Here is a 19,239-nt window from a genome sequence, read left to right on the forward strand (position 1 = left end):
TCAGAGTGCCGACAGCGCCTCACGCATCTCTGCTACCACGACTGAGCTGGTCCGGTATTGCTGCCGGGCCGCAAAGCCAAAGCCGACAAGCGCCTCGTCGACAAAAGTCACCGGCAGGCGACATGAGGCATGAATTTCCGCGACACCGGTTCCAGCGATGATATGTGCCGCATTGGCGGGCGTAATCCCGCTCCCGGCCATGATCGCAATTCGCCCGGCCGAGCGATCGGCGAGATGGCGAAGTAAAGCCATGCCGTCCGGCGCCCTGACCGCCAGCCCTGAGGTGAGAATACGTTCAAAGCCCAGACTGATTGCCTGTTCCAGCGCCTCATCCGCATCCGGCACAAGATCGAAAGCGCGATGCAGCGTCCGGCCCATACCGCGCGACTGCTTCACAAGCAATGCCAGCAGATCCACATCCAGCCGACCATCGCCGAGGCTTGCGCCAAGCACGACGCCCGCCAGTCCGCTTTCCCGCGCCGCATCAATATCCGCCAGCATCACATCCCGCGAGGCGGCATCGAAGATGAAATCCCCTGCCCTTGGCCGGATCATCACATAGACCGGCACCGGCATTTTCGCAGCCAGCGCCATCAATCCTTTCGACGGCGTAAGTCCGCCGACATCGAGCGCTGAACACAGTTCGATCCGCTGCGCTCCACCCGCAACGGCGGCCTCCAGCCCTTCCGCACTGTCGACACAGACTTCAAGCCGCACGGGCATCGGCAACTCCCTGGCGCGCCAGCACGGCCGCGCCCATCAGTCCACCATCCTCGCGGCGGATCGCCGGCACCAGCAGCGGCCGATCCAACCGGTTCAGGATGCGTGCCCGAACAGCCTCATCCAGCGCCGCAATCAATGCCGCCGCCGAGGCAAGCCCGCCGCCAACCGGTACGATCGACGGGCCGACCGTGTTGATCGCGACGGCAAGCGGATCGGCAACAAGCTGCAGATAGGCCTCGATCGTCTCTCTGGCCTCGGCATCCTTCGCCTGCCAGTCCTCGATGATCCGATGGCTGCTGCGCTCTTCGCCATGAAACAGCTCGTGCAGTTTCTCTATCCCCCGCGCCCCGCCGATCGTATCGACGCAACCGGATTGTCCGCAGCCGCAGGAAAACCGTGGCACATGAATCTGTCGACCGCCGATCTCGACGCTCGTATTCAGTGCCGGGCCGTGCCCCCATTCGCCGGTCACGCCGCCGGCACCGCGCAATATGCGGCCATCGACGGCAATCCCGCCACCGATCCCCGTGCCGATGATGATGCAGAATACCACCGAATGACCGCGCCCGACGCCATCATTCGCCTCAGCCAGCGTCAGGCAATCGGCATCATTCGCGGCAAACACCGAACGCCCCGTTGCTTGAGAAAACGCCTCGGCAATCGGCAGACCCGTCAGGCAAGGGATATTCGCCGAAAGCCCCTTGCCCGTCACCGGATCGACCAGCCCTGCCGTTGACAGGCCGATCGGTAAGATGCCGCTTGCATCTGCATCATCCGCAAGGTTGCGAAGCGCCTCCGCAAGCTCACGCGAATCCGATTTCGGCACCGGCACGCGCGCAAGTTCCTCCACCTGCCCCGACTTGCGAGAGATGCCGAACTTGATGAACGACCCGCCGATATCGGCACAGAGCACTGCTGCGCTCTGCATCACGCAACCCGCTCCTGCAGCCAGCCGCGCACGATCACCTCGTCTTCGCCCCCGAGCCCGTGATTGGCATCGAGCACTTTCGCCGTCAGTTGCGCCCCGCCAGCGTTCAGCCTGTCCTCCAATTCTCCCGCAAGCGGACCGTAAAAATCGTCGATGGCGCTGAGCGAGAGAACCTGCGTTCCGGACAGATCGACGACCGGCCGCTCCTCCAGCACATTCATCGAGCGTAGCAGTACTGCCTTGCGGATCGCATCTGGCCGAAGCTGCATCGTCGCCGCGAGCATGTTGCCGCCATTCGAATAACCGAGGAAAGTCAGTCGTTCCGGATCGACGCCATAGGCAGGCCCGATATCCTCGATGAAGGCGACAAAAGCCTCAACCTCGGAGGCGATCTCCTTCTGGTCGAATGTCGTCTGGTCGAAACGGCGAAAAAAGCGTGGCGACCCTTCATCCGTCGACCGGCCCCGCAACCCAATCAGCATCGAATTCGGTGCAACCTTGCTCCCGAAAGGCAGCATGGCCGTCTCGTTAGTGCCGCTGCCATGCAAAAGAACCAGCGTCGAACCATCCCAGCTTTCCGGCATGTGGATGCGATGCACGAAAGGCAGGTCGCGATAGATCACCCTCTCCTCGCCCGGCAGGCCGAATTGCGGCAGCATCACTTTCAACGCCTCGTGATCCGCCTTGTAGTGTTTGGGGATGAAAAATCCCGTCCCGAGCGCCTCTACCGTCTCATCCGCAGTAAAGCCCGGATCGTCGGTCGCAACCTCGATCAACGTGCCGCCCGGCTCGCGCACATAGAGCGAATAGAAATAATGCCGGTCATGCACATTGATGTCGCCCGCATCCTCGGCCTGAAGCGCCTTGTGCAGATCGTCGACGGCTTGCTGGCTTTTCGCCCTCACCGCCACATGGTCGATCGTTCCGGTTCCAGGTGCCGCCGTCCAGAACCCGCCGGCATTGCGTACATCGATGATCTGCCCGCCTTCGGATACCAGCCGCTGGATCGCTCCCTCCACCGCGCCGGGCACGAAGCCCGTATGCCGTTCAAGAAACGCAGCCGTTTCGTCCGCCTTTTCAGACAGTATTGTTGCCCCGCGAATGCCACGGATGGCATCCGCTTCGGCGATTCCTCCATCCTTCCACCAGACCCAGTCGCCATAGTCATCGACGCCGACAAGCTTGACGATGATCCCGTCCGGATCGGTCAGTCTCAGCACCGGTTCGCCGAACTCCTGTATCGGCCCGGTCATCTTCACATTGCATTGCAGTGCCCGCGTCAGCCAGAAACCGATCGCCTCGCGATCGATGGCGAAGCTGATCTCGCTTGGCGCTCCGTGCCCGACACGCCCGAGGGAACCGTCTTCCCAGGCCAGAAACGTGACCAGCGAACCCGGCGTCGCAGCACCGTCTCCATAAAAAAGGTGAAGCTGCTGCGCATCCTCGAAACCGGCTGTACGCTTGACGAGGCGCAGGCCCAGAAAACCGACATAGAAGTCGACATTCGCCTGGATCTTTCGCGTGATCGCCGTGAGGTGGTGAATACCGCTGGTCATGATCGTCTCACTTCGGCTCAAGGTTCATCATAAGGTTGGCAAGCAGCGCGGTGCGCGGCGCAAGGCTGCTGACGAAAATATGCTCGTCGAAAGTATGCGCCCCCGCCCCATCGGCGCCGAGACCGTCTAGTGTCGGCACGCCGAGAGCTGCGGTAAAATTGCCATCCGACCCGCCGCCCGTCGTCACACCTTCCAGCGTGATACCGAGCTTTGCGGCAATCTCTGCCGCGGTATCGAACAGTTTCACGCCCTCTTCGGATTGCGCAAAAGGCGGCCGGTTCATCTGGCCGGTGATCTCGAACGTGATATCCGGATCGACCGGCTTCATGGCCTCAATTCTGGCCGTGATCTCGCCAGCGGCCTTGTCGTCCGGCACGCGCACATCCACCACCATCCGGCATTCCGCCGGCACCGTGTTCCGCCCCGTCCCGCCCTGGATCGTGCCGACCGTCACGGTGATGCCGCGCTCGACATCGTTCAGCGCCTCAAGATCGAGCACCAGCCGCGCAGCCGCCCGAATTGCGCTGCGGCCATCCTGCGGGCGTGTACCTGCATGCGAAGCACGTCCTCGCACGGTGATATCGTACATGGCGACCCCCTTGCGGGCGATGACGATCTTGCCGCCATCCCGCGCCGGCTCGACAACCAGCGTGTAACCGGCACTTGCCGCCAGCTTTTCCATATAGGCACGCGACGAAAGACTGCCGATCTCTTCGTCCGGCACGAAAACCAGATCGACCGGCATGCGGCTGCCCTTGGCGACCGCAATCTTCAGCGCTTCGAGCGCCATCAGCGCTCCGGATTTCATGTCGTAAATGCCGGGACCGTAAAGCTTGTCGCCGTCCCGCTTCAACGGCAATTGCTTGGCGATCACGCCATGCGCATGCACGGTATCGAAATGCGCCAGAACCAGCACGCTCTTTTCATTGCTGCCTTCAGCCCGCGGCGAGCGCACTGTCAGAATATCGCCAAGTCCCAGCGTTCCGGGCAGGCGCTCCACATTCAGCAAAGCGGATTTCGCCAGTCCCTCTACCCGATCGACCAGCCGGTTGACCGCATTCGCATCGTGAGATGGTGTTTCGATCTCCACCCATGCCACGAGTTCCTGCAATAGAGCCTTGTCGTCAATATCGGCGGCTGAAACGGAATTGGTCATTGAAATCCCCTTGCTATGTTCTGCGAGCGTGGGGACTATAACCACGATACCGTCACGGGCAACGCCTCGTGGCTATGATCGGACTGTTCACAAATTCAGCAACAATCAGATTTATTCGTTCACCAATTTAAAGATGAGCTGGTGAACATTGCCGCCATTGTTCATCTCCAGCTTGTCATAGTCCCGGTGCCGCTCGCGATTGCGTTTCGAAATCTCGCCAAGCCTTGCGGTCAGGTCCTGCCTTATCTTCTGGCATTTTGGATCATCCGCAGCCGTAAGCCCAATGCTCACCGCCTCGATCTCCTTCACCATCTCCACGATCATGTCGCCATGCACTCGCTCATGGCGACGCACGCCTTCAGCAAACGTATCCCATTTCGCCTTCAGGGCGCCCGGCATCTTGCCGGCTTTCGGCAGCGTGTAGATCAGCGTCAGGCTTGGCCGTGCCGAGACCAGTTTGCATGACCCATCCGGCTGTGGCTGATAGTTTCGAGACCAGAGCAGCTTGAAATCCGTATGCGCGATAGTCCGCATCTGGCCACCGACAAGCGGTCCCTTCTCGCCAATCTGGGAATAAAGCTCGATGCCCGTGGAACCGCTGACCGTATAGGTCTTCACCTGTTCGACTGGCGCCCATTGCGCGGCCGCCAAAGACGGCGGAATGAACAGGAGGCTTCCGGCCACAACCCTTACCAGCATTCTTCTCACGGCAAACTCCAGCATCTGTCCTCTGCCGTGGTAGAGCGACGCGCCGTCGTTTTCAACACCGCACGCGATCGGAAGCCATGTCCGCGAACCGCGTCATTCCGGCTTATGTCGCCTCATTGCGGCCTATGCGATAAATCAGCACTGGAACATACCGCTGCGGATGGGTGACAAACAGGCAAACTTGTCATACATGTTAAATTAAGCAGCAATAAGCGATCGAACCCGGAAAACTCCCGGGACTATAATCTCCCAGGAAGGAAACGCATCCATGAGCGAGGAACTCAACACGGATCTGATCGCCTCCCCAAAGACGCGCGCAACGCAATTGAGCGACACACTGCGCCAGGCGATCGCCGAAGGACAATTCCCGCCGGGATCAAAACTTCCAAGTGAAGCGCAGCTGACATTGGCACATGGGGTCAGCAGGACGGTAGTCCGGGAAGCTCTAGCCGCCTTGCGGTCGGATCGCCTTGTGGAGGCCCGGCAAGGTGCTGGCGTCTTCGTTCTCCAAGCAACCCCGACACCGCCGCCATTCAACCTCTCCCTTGGCCATATCGATCTCGCGCGTGTTTCCTCGATGATCGAGCTGCTTGAATTGAGGACCGCCGTTGAGGTCGAATCAGCTGGAATGGCGGCCCTTCGGCGCTCGCCAGCACAGGAAGAGGTGATATTCGAGCGTCACTATGCCGTGCGCTCCTGTCTGGAAGCACATCAGCCGACGAGCGAGGCCGACTTCGCTCTTCACCTCTCCATCGCCGACGCGACAAACAATCCGCGCTTCCGCGAATTTCTGACCATGATCGGCAAGAACGTCATCCCCCGCGCCGCCCTGCGCGGCGACGAAACGGCGGAAGAGCAGATGGATTACATCAACCTGCTTGTCGACGAACACCATGCGATCGTCACCGCCATCTCCGAAGGAGACGAGGAAAAGGCCCGGGAAGCGATGCGCCGGCACCTGCGCGGAAGTCAGTTGCGCTACAGAAACCTGCTTCGCGCGCAGCGAGAAGATGTCAGATAACTCGTTGACATAAATTTCGCCAACCTGTATGACAATTTCTGTCTGGAGGAGACATTCAAGAGGAAATTTCATTATGACGCCTGAAGAAATCAAGGCAGCGCTTGGCGCCGGCCTACTGTCCTTTCCTGTTACCCATTTCGATGAAGAGGGGGAATTCAAACAGGATAGCTACCAGAGCCACATCGAATGGCTGTCCGGTTTCGAAGCGCCGGTTCTTTTTGCAGCCGGTGGCACCGGCGAGTTCTTCTCGCTCTCTCCTGATGAAGTGCCCACCATTGTGAAATCCGCCAAGGAAGCGGCGGCCAACAGCAATACCGCGATCGTTTCCGGTTGCGGCTTCGGCACCCGTGTCGGCGTTGAAATGGCAAAGGCCGTCGAAAAGGCCGGCGCCGATGGCATTCTTCTTTTGCCGCACTACCTGATCGATGCGCCGCAGGAAGGCCTCTATCAGCACGTCAAGAAAATCTGCCAGTCTGTCGGCATCGGCGTCATGGTTTATAACCGTGACAACTCCGTACTGCAGGTCGACACGCTGAAGCGCCTCTGCGACGAATGCCCGAACCTGATCGGTTTCAAGGATGGCACCGGCGACATCGGCCTCGTTCGCCAGGTCACGGCAACCATGGGCGATCGCCTGATGTATCTCGGCGGCATGCCGACAGCGGAACTGTTTGCCGAAGCCTATCTCGGCGCTGGTTTCACCACCTATTCGTCCGCCGTCTTCAACTTCGTTCCCGGTCTTGCAGTCGAGTTCTACAAGGAACTCCGCGCAGGCAACCGCGCCCGTTGCGAACAGATCCTGACGGAGTTCTTCTATCCGTTCATGGCGCTGCGTGCCCGTCGCAAGGGTTATGCCGTCGCCGCGATCAAGGCCGGCGTACGTCTGCAGGGCTTCGATGCCGGCAAGGTCCGTCCGCCGCTGGACGATCTGACGGCGGAAGAGGAGCAGATGCTCCTCAAGCTCATCGGCAGCCACAAGAGGTAAGCCGGATGAAAATAGCGTCGGTTCGCACTCATCTTCTTGAACACCGGCTCGATGTGGCTTTCGAAAGCGCCTCCATGCGCTTCGATCGCCGGGCTCATATATTGGTTGAGATCGAGTGCGACGACGGCACGGTGGGCTGGGGCGAATGCCTCGGCCCTGCCCGTCCCAATGCCGCAGTCGTTCAGGCCTATGCCAACTGGCTGATCGGTGAAAATCCGCTTGAGACCGAAAAGATCTGGGCGAAGCTCTATAATGCGCTTCGCGACCAAGGCCAGCGCGGTCTGGCCATTACCGCCCTGTCCGGCATCGACATGGCGCTCTGGGATATCAAGGGCAAACATTTCAACGCCCCCATTTCCATCCTTCTAGGCGGGCGTTTCCGCGAGAGCATCAAGGCCTACGCAACGGGCAGCTTCAAGCGCGACGGCGTCGACCGCGTCGAGGACAATGCCACCGACGTCGCCCGCTACAGGGCGGAAGGTTTCCACGCCACCAAGATCAAGATCGGCTTCGGCGTCGAGGAAGACCTGCGCGTCATCCGCGCCGTTCGCGAAGCCGCCGGCCCCGACATGCGGCTGATGATCGACGCCAACCATGGTTACGACGCTGTCGAGGCGATCAGGCTTGGCAATGCGGCTGCGCAATACGGCATCGACTGGTTCGAGGAACCCGTTGTGCCTGAACAGCTTGCCGCCTATCGCGAAGTCCGTAGCCGACAGCCGATCCCGGTCGCCGGTGGCGAGACCTGGCACACCCGCTGGGGCATGCGCGAGCCGATCGAGACCCGTGCGATCGATATCGTGCAGCCGGATCTCGCAGGGGTCGGTGGTTTTACCGAGGCAAAGCGCGTTGCGGATCTTGCGGCTCTTCATGGCATCCGCGTTGTTCCCCATGTCTGGGGAACTGCGATCCATATCGCTGCCGCCCTGCAGTTCATGGCGGCGATGGTACCAAGCCCGGTTCGGCTCAACCCGATCGAACCGATCCTCGAATTCGATCGCACTCACAATCCCTTCCGTCAGGCGATCGTCAAGACGCCGATCGAGCATAAGGGCGGCGTGGTGCAGATCCCGAACGGCCCCGGCCTCGGCATCGAGATCGACCGCGATGCACTGAAGGAATTCCGCATGCCCGACGAAAAGGGAGCGGCCTGATGCTCGTTCGCACCCTCACCGGCAAGGCTCCGAAGATTAAGCTGCCGCGGGGTGCGGTCGATACGCAGATGCACATGTATCTGCCGGGTTATCCGTCACTGCCCGGTGGCCCGGGCTTGCCGGCAGGCGCCCTGCCCGATCCCGATCAATATCGCAAGCTCATGCAATGGCTCGGCATCGACCGGGTCATCATCACGCAGGGCAATGCGCATCAGCGGGACAATTCCAATCTGGTTGCCTGCCTCGACATCATGGGCAATGTCGCCCGTGGCGTCGGCATCATCGACGGCAATACCAGCGATGCCGAGATGGTCCGCCTTTCAGAAGCCGGCATTGTCGGCGCCCGCATCATGGATCTGCCGGGCGGCGCAGTCGATCTTTCGGAACTCGAAACGGTCGATGCAAAAGCAGCTGCCCACGGCTGGATGCTCGCCGTGCAGTTCGACGGCAGCAATATCCTTGACCACGAAGCGCGTCTGGAAAATCTGAAGTCCCGCTGGGTCTTCGACCACCATGGCAAATTCTTCTCCGGCGTCACACCCGAAAGCGACGAGATCGCCGCCGTCAAACGCCTCATCGACGCCGGAAACTGCTGGTTCAAGTTCGCCGGTGTCTATGAATCATCGAAAACGGGTGGCCCCGATTACGCCGATGTCGCAGCTGTTGCGCGCGAGATCGCAAACTATGCCCCGGAACGGATTGTCTGGGGCACCAACTGGCCGCACAATCTGGCCCGCGAACAGGCGGATTACCCGGATGACGCAGCATTGACCGATACCGTACTTGGCTGGCTGCCGGACGACACCGCCCGGCATCTTGCCCTGATAGAGAACCCGCAGACCCTTTTCGGTCTGCAGGAATGGAGTGCATCAACGAGTTGATATTTTGAATAACCGGTGCGTGGAGGCACCGGTTTCTTTGGAGGAGGAAAACATGAAAATCACGAAAGCTCTCGGGCTGGCGCTGACGCTCGCCCTCGCTGCGACGACGGCCGTCCCGCTCGCTCACGCGCAGCAGGTCACGTTGCGCTCGGCTGACATCCATCCGGACGGTTATCCAACCGTCGACGCGGTCAAATATATGAGTGATCTCGTCAAGGAACGCACCGGAGGCCGCATCGGCATCCAGGTGATGAACAACTCGGTTCTCGGTGGCGAAAAGGACACGATCGAACAGACCCGTTTCGGCGTCATCGACATGAACCGCGTCAACGCCGCCCCGTTCAACAACCTTATCCCGGAAACGGTTGTCCTCGGCCTGCCCTTCCTGTTCCGTTCGACCGACCATATGCATAAGGTCGTCGACGGCCCGATCGGCGACAAGATCTTGGCTGCGTTCGAACCTCATGGCCTGATCGGCCTTGCCTATTACGACAGCGGCGCCCGCTCCTTCTACACGACCAAGAAGCCGGTCGAGAAACTGGCCGACCTCAAGGGCCTGAAGATCCGCGTCCAGCAGTCCGATCTCTGGATCGCCATGATGCAGGCTTTTGGCGCCAACCCGACGCCGATGCCGATGGGCGAAGTCTATTCCTCACTTGAAACCGGCGTGGTCGATGGCGCGGAAAACAACTGGCCGTCCTACGAGTCTGCCCGGCACTACGAAGTGGCGAAGAACTACACGCTGACCCAGCACTCGATGAACCCGGAAATCCTCGTCATGTCGAAGGTCTCGTGGGACAAGCTGACCCCGGACGACCAGAAGATCGTCCGTCAGGCGGCCAAGGACTCGGTCGTGAAGATGCGTGAACTCTGGACCGCCCGCGAAAAGACCTCGGAAGAAAAGGTTCGTGCCGGCGGCGTCAAGGTCATCAACGTCAACAAGGAAGAGTTCTCGGCCGCGATGAAGCCGGTCTACGACAAGTTCGTCACCGACGCGAGCATGAAGGCGCTGCTGGACGAAATCCAGGCAGTTCAATAATCGCCAAAATGATGGCCGGCCTCCTTTGAGGCCGGCTTTCGCATATCCGGCGCAAAGTCCGGAAGGAGGAGGAACAGAACAATGCGAAAATTCATGCAGGCGATAAAACCCGCTTTGGGCGTGGTCAGCCGCCTCTCACTATGGATCGCGGGCATAGGCATGATCGCCATGACGCTGATCGTCGGCTGGCAGATTTTCGGCCGCTACATACTCAATGACTCGCCGGCATGGTCGGAGCCTCTGTCGCTCCACCTGATGGCCTGGTTCATCATGCTCGGCGCCGCCGTCGGTGTGCGCGAAAGCGTGCATCTCGGCCTCGACATCGTGCGCTACATGATGCCACCGAACATCCAGAAGGCGATGGACCTGTTAAGCCTCGGCCTGATCGTGCTCTTCGGCATCGGCATGGCCTATTATTCGACCCTGCTTGCAGCCGGCACATGGTCCGCCCGCATCCCCGTCCTCGGCTGGCCGGGCGGCACCGATTTCTTCCCGATGATCGGCGGTGGAGTGATGATCGCGATCTTTGCTCTTGAACGTTTCATCGACGTCGCGATCGGCGAGGAAATCGCTGCAGACGTGCTTGTCCAGGAGGCCGCATAATGGCCTATACGATCCTTTTCGCTTCATTCACCTTTCTGATGATCATCGGCATGCCGATCGCCTTCTGCCTCGGCATCGCGTCTTTCGCGACGGTACTCTATCTGGGCCTGCCGCCGATCGTCGTTTTCCAGCAGCTGAACTCCGGCATGAACGTTTTTGCCATGATGGCGATCCCGTTCTTCATCTTCGCCGGCGACCTGATGGTGCGCGGCGGCATCGCCGCAAGACTGATCCGCTTTGCGGCCGGCCTGGTCGGCCACATGCGCGGCGGCCTCGGTCAGGTCAATGTCGTCGCCTCTACCCTGTTCGGCGGCATTTCCGGCTCGGCCGTAGCCGATGCCTCGGCCGTCGGTGGCCTGATGATCCCGCAAATGGCCAAGCGCGGCTATGATCGGGATTATGCGGTCAACGTCACCGCCAATGCGGCCATCATCGCCCTGATGATCCCGCCGTCGCACAACATGATCCTCTATTCGATCGCCGCCGGCGGCAATGTCTCGGTCGCCGATCTCTTCACCGCAGGCATCATCCCAGGCCTGCTTCTTGCCGCAGCGCTGATGTTCACCGCATGGTGGGTCGCCGTCAAACGCGGTTACCCGGCCGACGCCTTCCCAGGCTTTCGCCGCCTTGGCTATTATCTGGCAGCCTCGCTTCCGGGCATCCTGCTGATCGCCATCATCTTCGGCGGTGTGCGCTCCGGCGTATTCACCGCGACGGAAAGCTCCTGCATTGCCGTCCTCTACGCCTTCCTTGTCGCCATGCTCGTCTATCGCGAACTGGATTGGTCTGGCTTTGTCGAGGCAGTCATGGGCGCTGTCCGCACCACGGCCATGGTCCTGCTGGTCATCGGCACCGCCGCATCCTTCGGCTGGCTGATGGCCTTCCTGCAGGTCCAGACACTGATCATCGCCGCGATCAGCGCAATCTCGGATAATCCGATCATCGTGCTTCTGATGATCAACATCATCCTTCTGATCCTCGGCACCTTCATGGACATGGCGCCGATGGTCATCATCGCAACGCCGATCCTGCTTCCGGTGGTCAAGGCTTTCGGCATCGATCCGGTCCATTTCGGCGTCGTGATGATCCTCAACGCCGGCATCGGGCTGAATACACCACCGGTCGGAACGGTGCTCTTCGTCAGTTGCGCGGTGGGCGGCATATCCATCCGCGAGGCGATGCGTACGATCTGGCCCTTCTTCGGCGCCAGCCTTCTTGTTCTCCTTGCGGTGACATACATCCCCGCCCTGTCGCTCTGGCTACCGAGCCTGTTCCGGTAGGAATCGACACACCCACAAACTCAGATCCCGCTTCGGCGGGATCTTCCATTTCAGGCACTATTTTTATGCGAGAAATTGCGGTTCACGGCGAGAGCGTCGAGGTCTATGGTCAACCGCATTCAAATCGCTTTCCCATCCGGATTTCATCATGACCGATACCGTTACCAGCCGCTTCCTCCGTTACGTCGTCCTCGACACCCAGTCCGACGCATCTTCGCCCACCCAGCCGTCGACGGCAAAACAGCTAGATCTCGGCAGGCTTCTGGTCAGCGAATTGCAGGCGATCGGCGTGAAGGACGCTGAACTCGATGAGCACGGTTATGTCTACGCGACGATCCCATCCAACACCGGCAAGAACAATGTCCCGGTCGTCTGCTTCTGCGCCCATATGGACACCGCACCGGACTTTTCCGGCACCAACGTCAAACCGCAGGTGATCCGGAATTACCAGGGCGGCGACATCACGCTGCCGGGCGATACCAGCCGCATCATCAAGACGGCCGAACATCCCGAACTAAAGAACCAGATCGGCAACGACGTCATCACCTCCGACGGCACGACCCTGCTGGGCGCCGACGACAAGGCCGGCCTTGCAGAGATCATGACCGCCGCCGAATATCTGCTCGCCAACCCGGACATCAAGCACGGCACGATCCGCATCCTCTTCACGCCCGACGAGGAAATTGCCCGCGGCGTCGCCAAGGTCGATCTGCAGAAGCTCGGCGCAGATTTCGGCTACACGCTCGACGGCGAAACGGCCGGCACGATCGAGGACGAGACCTTCTCGGCCGATAGCGCCGACATCCTGATCAAGGGTGTCGCGATCCATCCCGGTTTCGCCTATGGCAAGATGGAAAACGCCATCCGCATCGCCGGCAACATCATCGCCAAACTGCCGAAGGATATGACGCCTGAAACGACCAAGGGCCGCGACGGTTTCATCCATCCGACCTCGGTATCCGGCACGATGGAAAGCGCAAAGATCAGCCTCATCCTGCGCGATTTCAGGACCGAAGGGCTGAAGGAAAAGGCGAAGCTGCTCGAGACCATCATCAGCGAAGTCATGGCCGACTATCCCGGTTCGTCGCATACGCTGAAGATCACCGAGCAGTATCGCAACATGAAGGAAGTGCTCGACCACCACCCCGAGATCGTCGACAACGCCATAGAGGCGATCCGTCGGGCTGGAATGTCACCGGTGCGTGGCAGCATTCGCGGCGGCACCGATGGCGCGCGTCTATCCTTCATGGGCCTGCCTTGCCCCAACATCTTCGCCGGCGGCCATGCCTTCCACTCTCCAATCGAATGGGTCAGCAGCCAAGACATGGAAAAGGCAGTGAAGACGATCGTCGAACTGGCCAAACTATGGGAAGAGCGCGCCTGAGGAACCGACAGGCTTTCCGAATTGCTTACGGGGCGTCAATTCGCAAACGGATTGGCGCCCTGTTCATGAGTGGCCAGATTGTTTCGGTCAGCTGAACGGCCCGAGCAGCCGAAAATATTCGCGCTCGCTTTCGCCGTAAGCATCTGCCGCAAACTCTTCAAGCGCCGGCCTGTCGCGCACGATGATCATGCCGCGTTCGGAATAGATCAGCTTGCGGCCCTCAAGCACATGCAAAGCCGTCGTCACGCTCGGGCGCCTGACCGCGAGCATAATCGACAGAAACTCATGTGTCAGGCTGATCTCGTCGCCGTCGGTGCGGTCGTGGCACATCAGGATCCAGCGTGCCAACCGTTCATCGATATGATGGACGGCATTGGAAAGAGACGTAAAAGCCCCCTGCACCGAAAGCGCCTGAACGTAACGCCCGAGCAGGTTCTTCAATTCGGCATCTTGATCGAGTAGCGGCTTCAAAAGCCCGGTCGAGATGCGAAAGCCGTCCCCCTGAACCTGCATGAAAATCGAAAACGGATCGGAACCTGCATCGAGCACGACAGCAGCGGGCGTCATCCCGTCGCGCCCGAAAATGCCGATCTCGGCATGCTGCCCCTGCGGCGAGCGAGCGACAATCGACGCTATGCCGGTCTCCGGGAAATAGGCGTATTCAGCCTCCTCATGCGGTTCCGAAAGCTCGAAACCGCGCGGCAGGTCCACCGGCTCCAGATTGGCGACGATTGCGGAGAAGGTCGCGGGCAGCATCAGCCGAAGCAGATTGTTACGGACCGCCGTTTGCCGAATGTCAGCCATCGCTCATCCTTGATAGGAGAACATGGCCTGTTCGGCTTCCTCTGAACGAGAAGTCTCCGCTTGATTTGAACGATTTCCATCTATGGCCATAAAATTCGCGACACAACCCGCCGGGCCTCCTCGGTACGGTATCAGACAAAGGGGTACACGCGCGCAAAAACTGTTTAACTAATCAGTATCTTGCAGGGGAAGAGATTCGATTTGGCAGACAGGCTCATATTGTTGCTGGAAGACCAGCCACTGATCTCCCTCGACATCGAGGAAGCGCTGACAGACAAGGGCATGAGCAATTTTGTCACGCTGCGCTCCCAAAAGGAGGCCATGGCCTGGCTTGAGCGATCCTCACCCGACTTCGTATTGCTGGATCTCTACCTCAACGACGGCGACAGCCAGCCGGTCCTTGCCCGCCTGCAGAAAAACAGCATCCCCTTCATGATCTATACCGGTAGCGAAAAACCGCCAGAATGGAATGCGGCGCTTTTCGAAGGAAGCGAATGGATGAGCAAGCCGAGCGATCCGGACGCACTGGCCGACCGGATCAGAACCCGACTTGCTGTCATCTAGGCCGATTTGCGGGTGATATCCTGGATATCCCCGAACATACGTTCATATTCCCGCTCGGCACCGCCATAGGAATCCACAGCAAACTGCTCGAGAGCTTTGCGGTCACGAACGATGATCGTGCCGCGATGCGAATAGATCAGTTGTTTGCCTTCCAGCACATGTAACGCCACCGTCACGCTCGGTCGGCGTACCGACAACATAATAGCCAGAAACTCGTGCGTCAGGTCGATCGCATCGCCATCCACCCGATCGTGGCACATCAGGATCCATCGCGCCAATCGTTCATCCACAGGATGGATGGCGTTCGACAGCGCCGTGAAAGCAGCCTGGCTTAACGCAACATGTGCCCAGCGCGTCAGGAGGCGCTTCAGCGGGGGCGAGGCTTCCATCATCCTGCGCATCACGCCAATCGGTACGCGGGCGCCATGTCCCGGCACCTGCATAACGACGAGATAGGGGGCATCCGCCGCACCCAATGCGATGGAGGACGGAGACACACCCTCACGCCCGAGAAGGCCGATCTCCGTGCGCTTGCCGGACGGGGATGTCACGACTGTGGAGATCACGCCGGAAAACGGGAAGTAGCAGTGTTCGAGCGGTTCGCCCGGCGCCGACAGCACAAACCCTTGCGGAAGATCGATTGGTTCCAAGACGGGTTCGAGGGCCGCGTAATCATCGAGAGAGAGAAGCGCCAGGAGCTTGTTCTGGTTTCGCATGTTTATCCTTTCTGTATCCTCTTTGTTGCGTACGGGTCATCCGCCGTCCCGGTTAGAGCGCGCGTCCTCTGCCTGAAAGCTTTCAGAACTGATCATCGCTGCGTCTCTCCCGTCCCGGCGGGCGCTTTGGTAACGAGTACGATCCCTTGAAGTTCCCAATTCAAAACACCACCTCATGGTTGTCGGTTGCCTGAGTGGGACCGGCATGATGAATTCCGCAGCTTCTACCGACCATGTTGCTTGACGAGGATATGGTGCGACGAAGGCATGATCCCCTTTAGTGCCCGCCGGATAAGGCGGAGCGCCGTCCATTACCCTTGTCCGATGATGGATCGGACCGCTGCAAGGCCGCCTGAAACCGTGCCCTCAGATCCCCGAGACGGCTCTGGTTTCAACTCATGTTTTGCGTCTGGAGGTAGTGATGAGACAGAATCCATATGAAATTTTGGGCGTGAAGCAGGATGCGTCGCAGAAGGACATCCAGAGCGCCTTTCGGAAGCTCGCCAAGAAATATCACCCCGATCTGAACCCCGGCGACAACAAAGCCGAAGAGGTCTTCAAGGAGATATCCGCCGCCAACGAAATTCTTGGCGATGAGGAAAAGCGCGCCCGCTTCGACCGTGGCGAGATCGACATCAACGGTGTCGAACGCGCCCCATTCCAGCAGCACCGGGAATATGCAGGAACTAACGGCGGAGAGGCCTTCTTCGATGAAGGCGGCTTTTCACAGTTCGGCGGCTTCGAGGATATTTTTGAAAGCTTCATGTCCCGCCGCGGAGGCCAGGCGAACTCGCAATTCGGCGGCGGGCAGTTTCGTTCCAAGGGGGCAGACGTTCACTACACGATGGAAGTCCCCTTCCTCGACGCCATCAACGGCACGACCGCACCGGTCTCTCTCGGCACCGGCTCATCGCTTGATGTAAAGATCCCCGCAGGCACACGCGACGGCCAGGTCTTGCGCCTGCGCGGCAAGGGAGGAAAAGGCGCGGCCAAAGGCCAGGATGGCGATGCCCTCATCGAGATCAAGATCAAACCGCACCCGTTCTTTAAGCGCGACGGCGATGATATCCGCGTGGAAATCCCCATCACCATTCGCGAGGCGGTGCTCGGCGGCAAGATCAAGGTACCGACTCCCGGAGGCTACCTGAACGTAACGCTAAAGCCCAACACCAATACCGGCACGACGCTGCGTCTCAAGGGTAAGGGCGCCCCGAAGACCGGCGGCGGATATGGTGATCTGCTGGCGACGGTGAAGATTGTCCTGTCGGAGAAACCGGATCCTGATCTTGCAGCATTGATGGAGAACTGGGCGGAAAAGCCCAACGAAGATCCGCGCAAACATCTTAACCTTTAAGTAAGGTGGAACTTTATAAGTCTGTCAGACGTCGTGTAAGACGAAAGCCACGCTTGAAATATTTGGACCAGGTGTCATCTTGCCCTGGTCCTCATATCACACTGTAAAGGTAAAATGACGGAAGCCGATTATCTGAACGACTATCCGAACATCCTCCTACTGGAGGACGATCTTCTTCTGGCGATGGACATGGAAGACCATCTGCTGCAAACCGGCCACAACATCATAGGCCCTTTCGGCAGGATCGCCGACGCGATGGATGCAATCCCGCGCAATGATCTGGCTGGCGCCATCGTCGATCTCAATCTCCATGGTGAACTGTCAGTTCCGGTCATCGAGATGCTTCGGGAACGGGACGTTCCGGTTATCATATGCAGCAGCCATGCCGAACTGCCGGAACTCAAGAGCAGGCTGAAAGACCTCCCCATGCTTCCCAAACCTTGGCATCCTCAAAAGCTCAACCGGCTGGTCGCAGAGACGTTTGGCGCAAGCAGCACTGCCTGATCACAGCATCACGGATAGCTTTGGTGAAATCAGCCCAGCAATGGGCTACGCCATTCGGCACGCGCCCACATCACCATCCGGAGACAATCACGTTCCGCTGGAAAACTTCTGCGCCACCCAGTACCCGATGACCGCCGAAAACGAGGTGAGAACCGTACCCCAAGCCATATCGACGGCGCTGACCATCGGTGACCAGTTCTTCAAGGTGGCAAGGTTCGTCATGTCGTAGGTGCCGTAAGCAACCAAGCCGAGAATGGCACCTGCAATGGCTGCTGTAGTCCAGTTTCCGGACACCAGCGCCGGCTGAACGGCGAAGTAGACGATACCGGCAACATAGAAGAGATAGAAAATACCGGCAGCTAGGAAGTTAGGTTGGTCAAGCAAAAGGCTGCCGATCCGGCTGCGGTAAAAACCTGTGGCGACCGTGCCGAGCCATATAAAATCGAGACCGAGGAAGGCGACCACAGTTCCTATATAGGCAAGCAGATAGGTCATCTCGTCCTCTCAGATTTTCAGGATCGGCTGCACCAGCCGCACGATCCAGCTCGAGAATTTCAACGGCGCTTCGGTCACGGCGAGGCAGATGCAATCCTCTCCCTCAGTTGCGGTGGGTGTATGCAGCAGATCGCCGTCGGCTTCCTCGATATCCCCGCGGGCGAACAGATCTTCGCCATCGCGAAAACTTCCGGCCAGCACCAGAGTCAGCTCGCGTCCCTCATGGGTGTGCTCCGGCACCGGCTTTCCGGCTGGAATGCGCAGCAGCCTCACCTGCGTATCCTTATCCTTCGTATCGATCAGGATCTGATAGGCACCACGCCCGAGCGTTCGCCATTTGAGGTCGGCAAGATCGCCACCGACATAGGATCGAAGTGGCTCCGGAAGCACGACTGTCTGCTTTGTGATCGTTGGGATCTCAGGCTTGATTTCCTCGACCCTGATATCAGCCGTTCGAGCCTTGAATCGCGCCCAGGCCTCGTCTTCATTGGCGCCTTCGTCTGCCTTGTCCAGAAGCGCTCCTGCGGCCCCTTCCATCGCATGGAGACGCTGACGACATTCGGAGCAAAGCGCCAGATGGGTTGCCACCGCAAGGCTCCAGCCTTCAGAAAGGCCTCCAGCGGCATATTCGATCAGAAAATCGTCGCTCAGATGATGCTTCACACTCATAGCCGTCCCTCCAGCGAGGAACGCAGCTTCTCGAATGCCAGCCGGATCCGCGATTTGACGGTTCCGAGCGGAACACCAAGATCGCGCGCGATTGTCGAATGCGAAGCCTCATCGAAAAAGGCACGCCGCAGCACGTCCAGTTGCTCCTCCGGCAAGGTCGCCATCGCACCGCGCAACAACTGTGCTTCCTGGAGCTGCTGGAACTCCTGATCGGCTGGAGCGACTTCGTCAACAACGAACGCCGGATCATTCATATCGAATTCCGGGCGTTTGCGCCTAAAGGCATCGATGCGCACATTGCGCGCGATTGTATAAATCCATGCAGACACGTTGCCGCGAGCAGGATCGAATTGTCCGGCCTTGTTCCACACCGCAGTCATGGTTTCCTGCATCAACTCTTCGGCAGCTTGTCTGTCTTTGGTCTTGGCTGCCATGAAGCTGCGGATGCGTGGAGCATAAAACCGGAATATAGCTTCGAACGCATCTGCGCTGCGCTCCCGTCCGACGATGGAAAGGAGCCGCACCATCTCGGCCTTCGCGAGATCCTCGGCTTCCGAGCCACCGGAGTTTTTATTGTTCATCCCGAGCCCACGCGCTGCTAGTCCCGCCAGCCGGACAGGCGACGGTCGATATATTTGCCATTTATCAAGCGAGATAGGTGAGCTCAAGTTCATGGCAAGCTTTACGAAAGGCTTCCAGATGTGGATCACACCCT

Annotated in this window: 21 protein-coding genes; 11 read left to right on the top strand and 10 right to left on the bottom strand. The window is 59.4% G+C overall.

Annotated features, from left to right (window positions below; all coding sequences use genetic code 11):
- The 5 genes from HNQ72_RS03585 to HNQ72_RS03605 all read right to left on the bottom strand — a co-directional run bounded on the left by HNQ72_RS03585 (position 1) and on the right by HNQ72_RS03605 (position 5,062).
- Positions 1-723, bottom strand: a complete 723-nt coding sequence (locus tag HNQ72_RS03585; RefSeq protein ID WP_183989589.1) for a copper homeostasis protein CutC — start codon at positions 721-723, stop codon at positions 1-3.
- On the bottom strand, positions 707-1,651 hold the full coding sequence (locus tag HNQ72_RS03590) for an ROK family protein (protein WP_183989590.1): 945 nt from the start codon (positions 1,649-1,651) through the stop codon (positions 707-709). Before HNQ72_RS03590 ends, HNQ72_RS03585 begins: the two co-directional genes overlap by 17 nt.
- Positions 1,651-3,207 carry a VOC family protein gene (locus HNQ72_RS03595; RefSeq protein WP_183989591.1) on the bottom strand — a complete coding sequence of 519 codons (1,557 nt, stop codon included), beginning with the start codon at positions 3,205-3,207 and terminating at the stop codon, positions 1,651-1,653. The genes HNQ72_RS03590 and HNQ72_RS03595 overlap by 1 nt, the downstream gene beginning before the upstream one ends.
- A gap of 7 nt (positions 3,208-3,214) precedes the next feature.
- Positions 3,215-4,363 (bottom strand): M20 family metallopeptidase, encoded by a 1,149-nt coding sequence (locus HNQ72_RS03600; protein ID WP_183989592.1) that lies wholly within the window; start codon positions 4,361-4,363, stop codon positions 3,215-3,217.
- A gap of 111 nt (positions 4,364-4,474) precedes the next feature.
- A complete protein-coding gene (locus HNQ72_RS03605) occupies positions 4,475-5,062 on the bottom strand; it encodes a DUF922 domain-containing Zn-dependent protease (RefSeq protein WP_183991274.1) in 588 nt (195 codons plus the stop codon).
- 277 nt (positions 5,063-5,339) lie between these two features.
- On the opposite strand from HNQ72_RS03605, the gene HNQ72_RS03610 reads away from it, so the two are divergent.
- From HNQ72_RS03610 to pepT, 8 genes are all read left to right on the top strand, one after another.
- Positions 5,340-6,092: a FadR/GntR family transcriptional regulator gene (locus tag HNQ72_RS03610; protein WP_148147572.1), complete on the top strand. Its 753-nt coding sequence runs from the start codon at positions 5,340-5,342 to the stop codon at positions 6,090-6,092.
- A 73-nt stretch (positions 6,093-6,165) separates the two neighbouring features.
- Positions 6,166-7,077, top strand: a complete 912-nt coding sequence (gene kdgD, locus HNQ72_RS03615; RefSeq protein WP_183989593.1) for a 5-dehydro-4-deoxyglucarate dehydratase — start codon at positions 6,166-6,168, stop codon at positions 7,075-7,077.
- Positions 7,078-7,082: 5 nt separating this feature from the next.
- Positions 7,083-8,231 carry a mandelate racemase/muconate lactonizing enzyme family protein gene (locus HNQ72_RS03620; protein ID WP_183989594.1) on the top strand — a complete coding sequence of 383 codons (1,149 nt, stop codon included), beginning with the start codon at positions 7,083-7,085 and terminating at the stop codon, positions 8,229-8,231.
- Entirely contained in the window at positions 8,231-9,112 is an 882-nt protein-coding gene (locus tag HNQ72_RS03625; RefSeq protein ID WP_183989595.1) for an amidohydrolase family protein, read from the top strand. Before HNQ72_RS03620 ends, HNQ72_RS03625 begins: the two co-directional genes overlap by 1 nt.
- A gap of 52 nt (positions 9,113-9,164) precedes the next feature.
- On the top strand, positions 9,165-10,151 hold the full coding sequence (locus tag HNQ72_RS03630) for a TRAP transporter substrate-binding protein (protein ID WP_183989596.1): 987 nt from the start codon (positions 9,165-9,167) through the stop codon (positions 10,149-10,151).
- An 81-nt stretch (positions 10,152-10,232) separates the two neighbouring features.
- Complete coding sequence (locus HNQ72_RS03635; RefSeq protein ID WP_183989597.1) at positions 10,233-10,754, top strand: TRAP transporter small permease; 522 nt, start codon at positions 10,233-10,235, stop codon at positions 10,752-10,754.
- Positions 10,754-12,034, top strand: a complete 1,281-nt coding sequence (locus HNQ72_RS03640; RefSeq protein ID WP_183989598.1) for a TRAP transporter large permease — start codon at positions 10,754-10,756, stop codon at positions 12,032-12,034. The genes HNQ72_RS03635 and HNQ72_RS03640 overlap by 1 nt, the downstream gene beginning before the upstream one ends.
- 148 nt (positions 12,035-12,182) lie before the next feature.
- Positions 12,183-13,418 carry a peptidase T gene (gene pepT, locus HNQ72_RS03645; RefSeq protein WP_183989599.1) on the top strand — a complete coding sequence of 412 codons (1,236 nt, stop codon included), beginning with the start codon at positions 12,183-12,185 and terminating at the stop codon, positions 13,416-13,418.
- Positions 13,419-13,505: 87 nt separating this feature from the next.
- On the opposite strand, the gene HNQ72_RS03650 is transcribed toward pepT, so the two are convergent.
- Positions 13,506-14,222, bottom strand: coding sequence for a Crp/Fnr family transcriptional regulator (locus tag HNQ72_RS03650; RefSeq protein WP_183989600.1), 717 nt, complete (start codon positions 14,220-14,222; stop codon positions 13,506-13,508).
- Positions 14,223-14,423: 201 nt separating this feature from the next.
- Between HNQ72_RS03650 and HNQ72_RS03655 the strand changes: the two genes are divergently transcribed.
- Positions 14,424-14,786 (top strand): response regulator, encoded by a 363-nt coding sequence (locus HNQ72_RS03655; protein ID WP_183989601.1) that lies wholly within the window; start codon positions 14,424-14,426, stop codon positions 14,784-14,786.
- Here the strand turns inward: HNQ72_RS03655 and HNQ72_RS03660 are convergent.
- A complete protein-coding gene (locus HNQ72_RS03660; RefSeq protein WP_183989602.1) occupies positions 14,783-15,502 on the bottom strand; it encodes a Crp/Fnr family transcriptional regulator in 720 nt (239 codons plus the stop codon). The two genes, HNQ72_RS03655 and HNQ72_RS03660, sit on opposite strands and share 4 nt — an antisense overlap.
- 421 nt (positions 15,503-15,923) lie before the next feature.
- On the opposite strand from HNQ72_RS03660, the gene HNQ72_RS03665 reads away from it, so the two are divergent.
- Positions 15,924-16,856 (top strand): DnaJ C-terminal domain-containing protein, encoded by a 933-nt coding sequence (locus HNQ72_RS03665; protein WP_183989606.1) that lies wholly within the window; start codon positions 15,924-15,926, stop codon positions 16,854-16,856.
- A 114-nt stretch (positions 16,857-16,970) separates the two neighbouring features.
- On the top strand, positions 16,971-17,360 hold the full coding sequence (locus HNQ72_RS03670; protein ID WP_183989608.1) for a response regulator: 390 nt from the start codon (positions 16,971-16,973) through the stop codon (positions 17,358-17,360).
- Positions 17,361-17,447: 87 nt separating this feature from the next.
- On the opposite strand, the gene HNQ72_RS03675 is transcribed toward HNQ72_RS03670, so the two are convergent.
- From HNQ72_RS03675 to HNQ72_RS03685, 3 genes are read right to left on the bottom strand one after another with little or no spacing between them, the layout of a single operon-like run.
- Positions 17,448-17,855: a DUF2177 family protein gene (locus tag HNQ72_RS03675; protein ID WP_183989610.1), complete on the bottom strand. Its 408-nt coding sequence runs from the start codon at positions 17,853-17,855 to the stop codon at positions 17,448-17,450.
- A gap of 9 nt (positions 17,856-17,864) precedes the next feature.
- Positions 17,865-18,524 (bottom strand): ChrR family anti-sigma-E factor, encoded by a 660-nt coding sequence (locus HNQ72_RS03680; RefSeq protein ID WP_183989611.1) that lies wholly within the window; start codon positions 18,522-18,524, stop codon positions 17,865-17,867.
- Positions 18,521-19,105, bottom strand: a complete 585-nt coding sequence (locus HNQ72_RS03685) for a sigma-70 family RNA polymerase sigma factor (protein ID WP_246450200.1) — start codon at positions 19,103-19,105, stop codon at positions 18,521-18,523. The genes HNQ72_RS03680 and HNQ72_RS03685 overlap by 4 nt, the downstream gene beginning before the upstream one ends.
- Positions 19,106-19,239 lie beyond the last annotated feature (134 nt).

The organism is Aliirhizobium wenxiniae, assembly GCF_014201355.1.
Classification (GTDB): Bacteria; Pseudomonadota; Alphaproteobacteria; order Rhizobiales; family Rhizobiaceae; genus Neorhizobium; species Neorhizobium wenxiniae.

Excerpts from the sequence above, each read along its gene's own strand:
- HNQ72_RS03685 (WP_246450200.1), bottom strand. The coding sequence starts at position 19,105 with ATGAACAATAAAAACTCCGGTGGCTCGGAAGCCGAGGATCTCGCGAAG.
- HNQ72_RS03665 (WP_183989606.1), top strand. The coding sequence starts at position 15,924 with ATGAGACAGAATCCATATGAAATTTTGGGCGTGAAGCAGGATGCGTCG.
- HNQ72_RS03635 (WP_183989597.1), top strand. The coding sequence starts at position 10,233 with ATGCGAAAATTCATGCAGGCGATAAAACCCGCTTTGGGCGTGGTCAGC.
- HNQ72_RS03605 (WP_183991274.1), bottom strand. The coding sequence starts at position 5,062 with ATGCTGGTAAGGGTTGTGGCCGGAAGCCTCCTGTTCATTCCGCCGTCT.
- HNQ72_RS03620 (WP_183989594.1), top strand. The coding sequence starts at position 7,083 with ATGAAAATAGCGTCGGTTCGCACTCATCTTCTTGAACACCGGCTCGAT.
- HNQ72_RS03650 (WP_183989600.1), bottom strand. The coding sequence starts at position 14,222 with ATGGCTGACATTCGGCAAACGGCGGTCCGTAACAATCTGCTTCGGCTG.
- HNQ72_RS03630 (WP_183989596.1), top strand. The coding sequence starts at position 9,165 with ATGAAAATCACGAAAGCTCTCGGGCTGGCGCTGACGCTCGCCCTCGCT.
- HNQ72_RS03610 (WP_148147572.1), top strand. The coding sequence starts at position 5,340 with ATGAGCGAGGAACTCAACACGGATCTGATCGCCTCCCCAAAGACGCGC.
- HNQ72_RS03625 (WP_183989595.1), top strand. The coding sequence starts at position 8,231 with ATGCTCGTTCGCACCCTCACCGGCAAGGCTCCGAAGATTAAGCTGCCG.
- HNQ72_RS03670 (WP_183989608.1), top strand. The coding sequence starts at position 16,971 with ATGACGGAAGCCGATTATCTGAACGACTATCCGAACATCCTCCTACTG.
- HNQ72_RS03675 (WP_183989610.1), bottom strand. The coding sequence starts at position 17,855 with ATGACCTATCTGCTTGCCTATATAGGAACTGTGGTCGCCTTCCTCGGT.
- HNQ72_RS03640 (WP_183989598.1), top strand. The coding sequence starts at position 10,754 with ATGGCCTATACGATCCTTTTCGCTTCATTCACCTTTCTGATGATCATC.
- HNQ72_RS03595 (WP_183989591.1), bottom strand. The coding sequence starts at position 3,207 with ATGACCAGCGGTATTCACCACCTCACGGCGATCACGCGAAAGATCCAG.
- HNQ72_RS03680 (WP_183989611.1), bottom strand. The coding sequence starts at position 18,524 with ATGAGTGTGAAGCATCATCTGAGCGACGATTTTCTGATCGAATATGCC.
- HNQ72_RS03585 (WP_183989589.1), bottom strand. The coding sequence starts at position 723 with ATGCCCGTGCGGCTTGAAGTCTGTGTCGACAGTGCGGAAGGGCTGGAG.
- kdgD (WP_183989593.1), top strand. The coding sequence starts at position 6,166 with ATGACGCCTGAAGAAATCAAGGCAGCGCTTGGCGCCGGCCTACTGTCC.
- pepT (WP_183989599.1), top strand. The coding sequence starts at position 12,183 with ATGACCGATACCGTTACCAGCCGCTTCCTCCGTTACGTCGTCCTCGAC.
- HNQ72_RS03590 (WP_183989590.1), bottom strand. The coding sequence starts at position 1,651 with ATGCAGAGCGCAGCAGTGCTCTGTGCCGATATCGGCGGGTCGTTCATC.
- HNQ72_RS03660 (WP_183989602.1), bottom strand. The coding sequence starts at position 15,502 with ATGCGAAACCAGAACAAGCTCCTGGCGCTTCTCTCTCTCGATGATTAC.
- HNQ72_RS03600 (WP_183989592.1), bottom strand. The coding sequence starts at position 4,363 with ATGACCAATTCCGTTTCAGCCGCCGATATTGACGACAAGGCTCTATTG.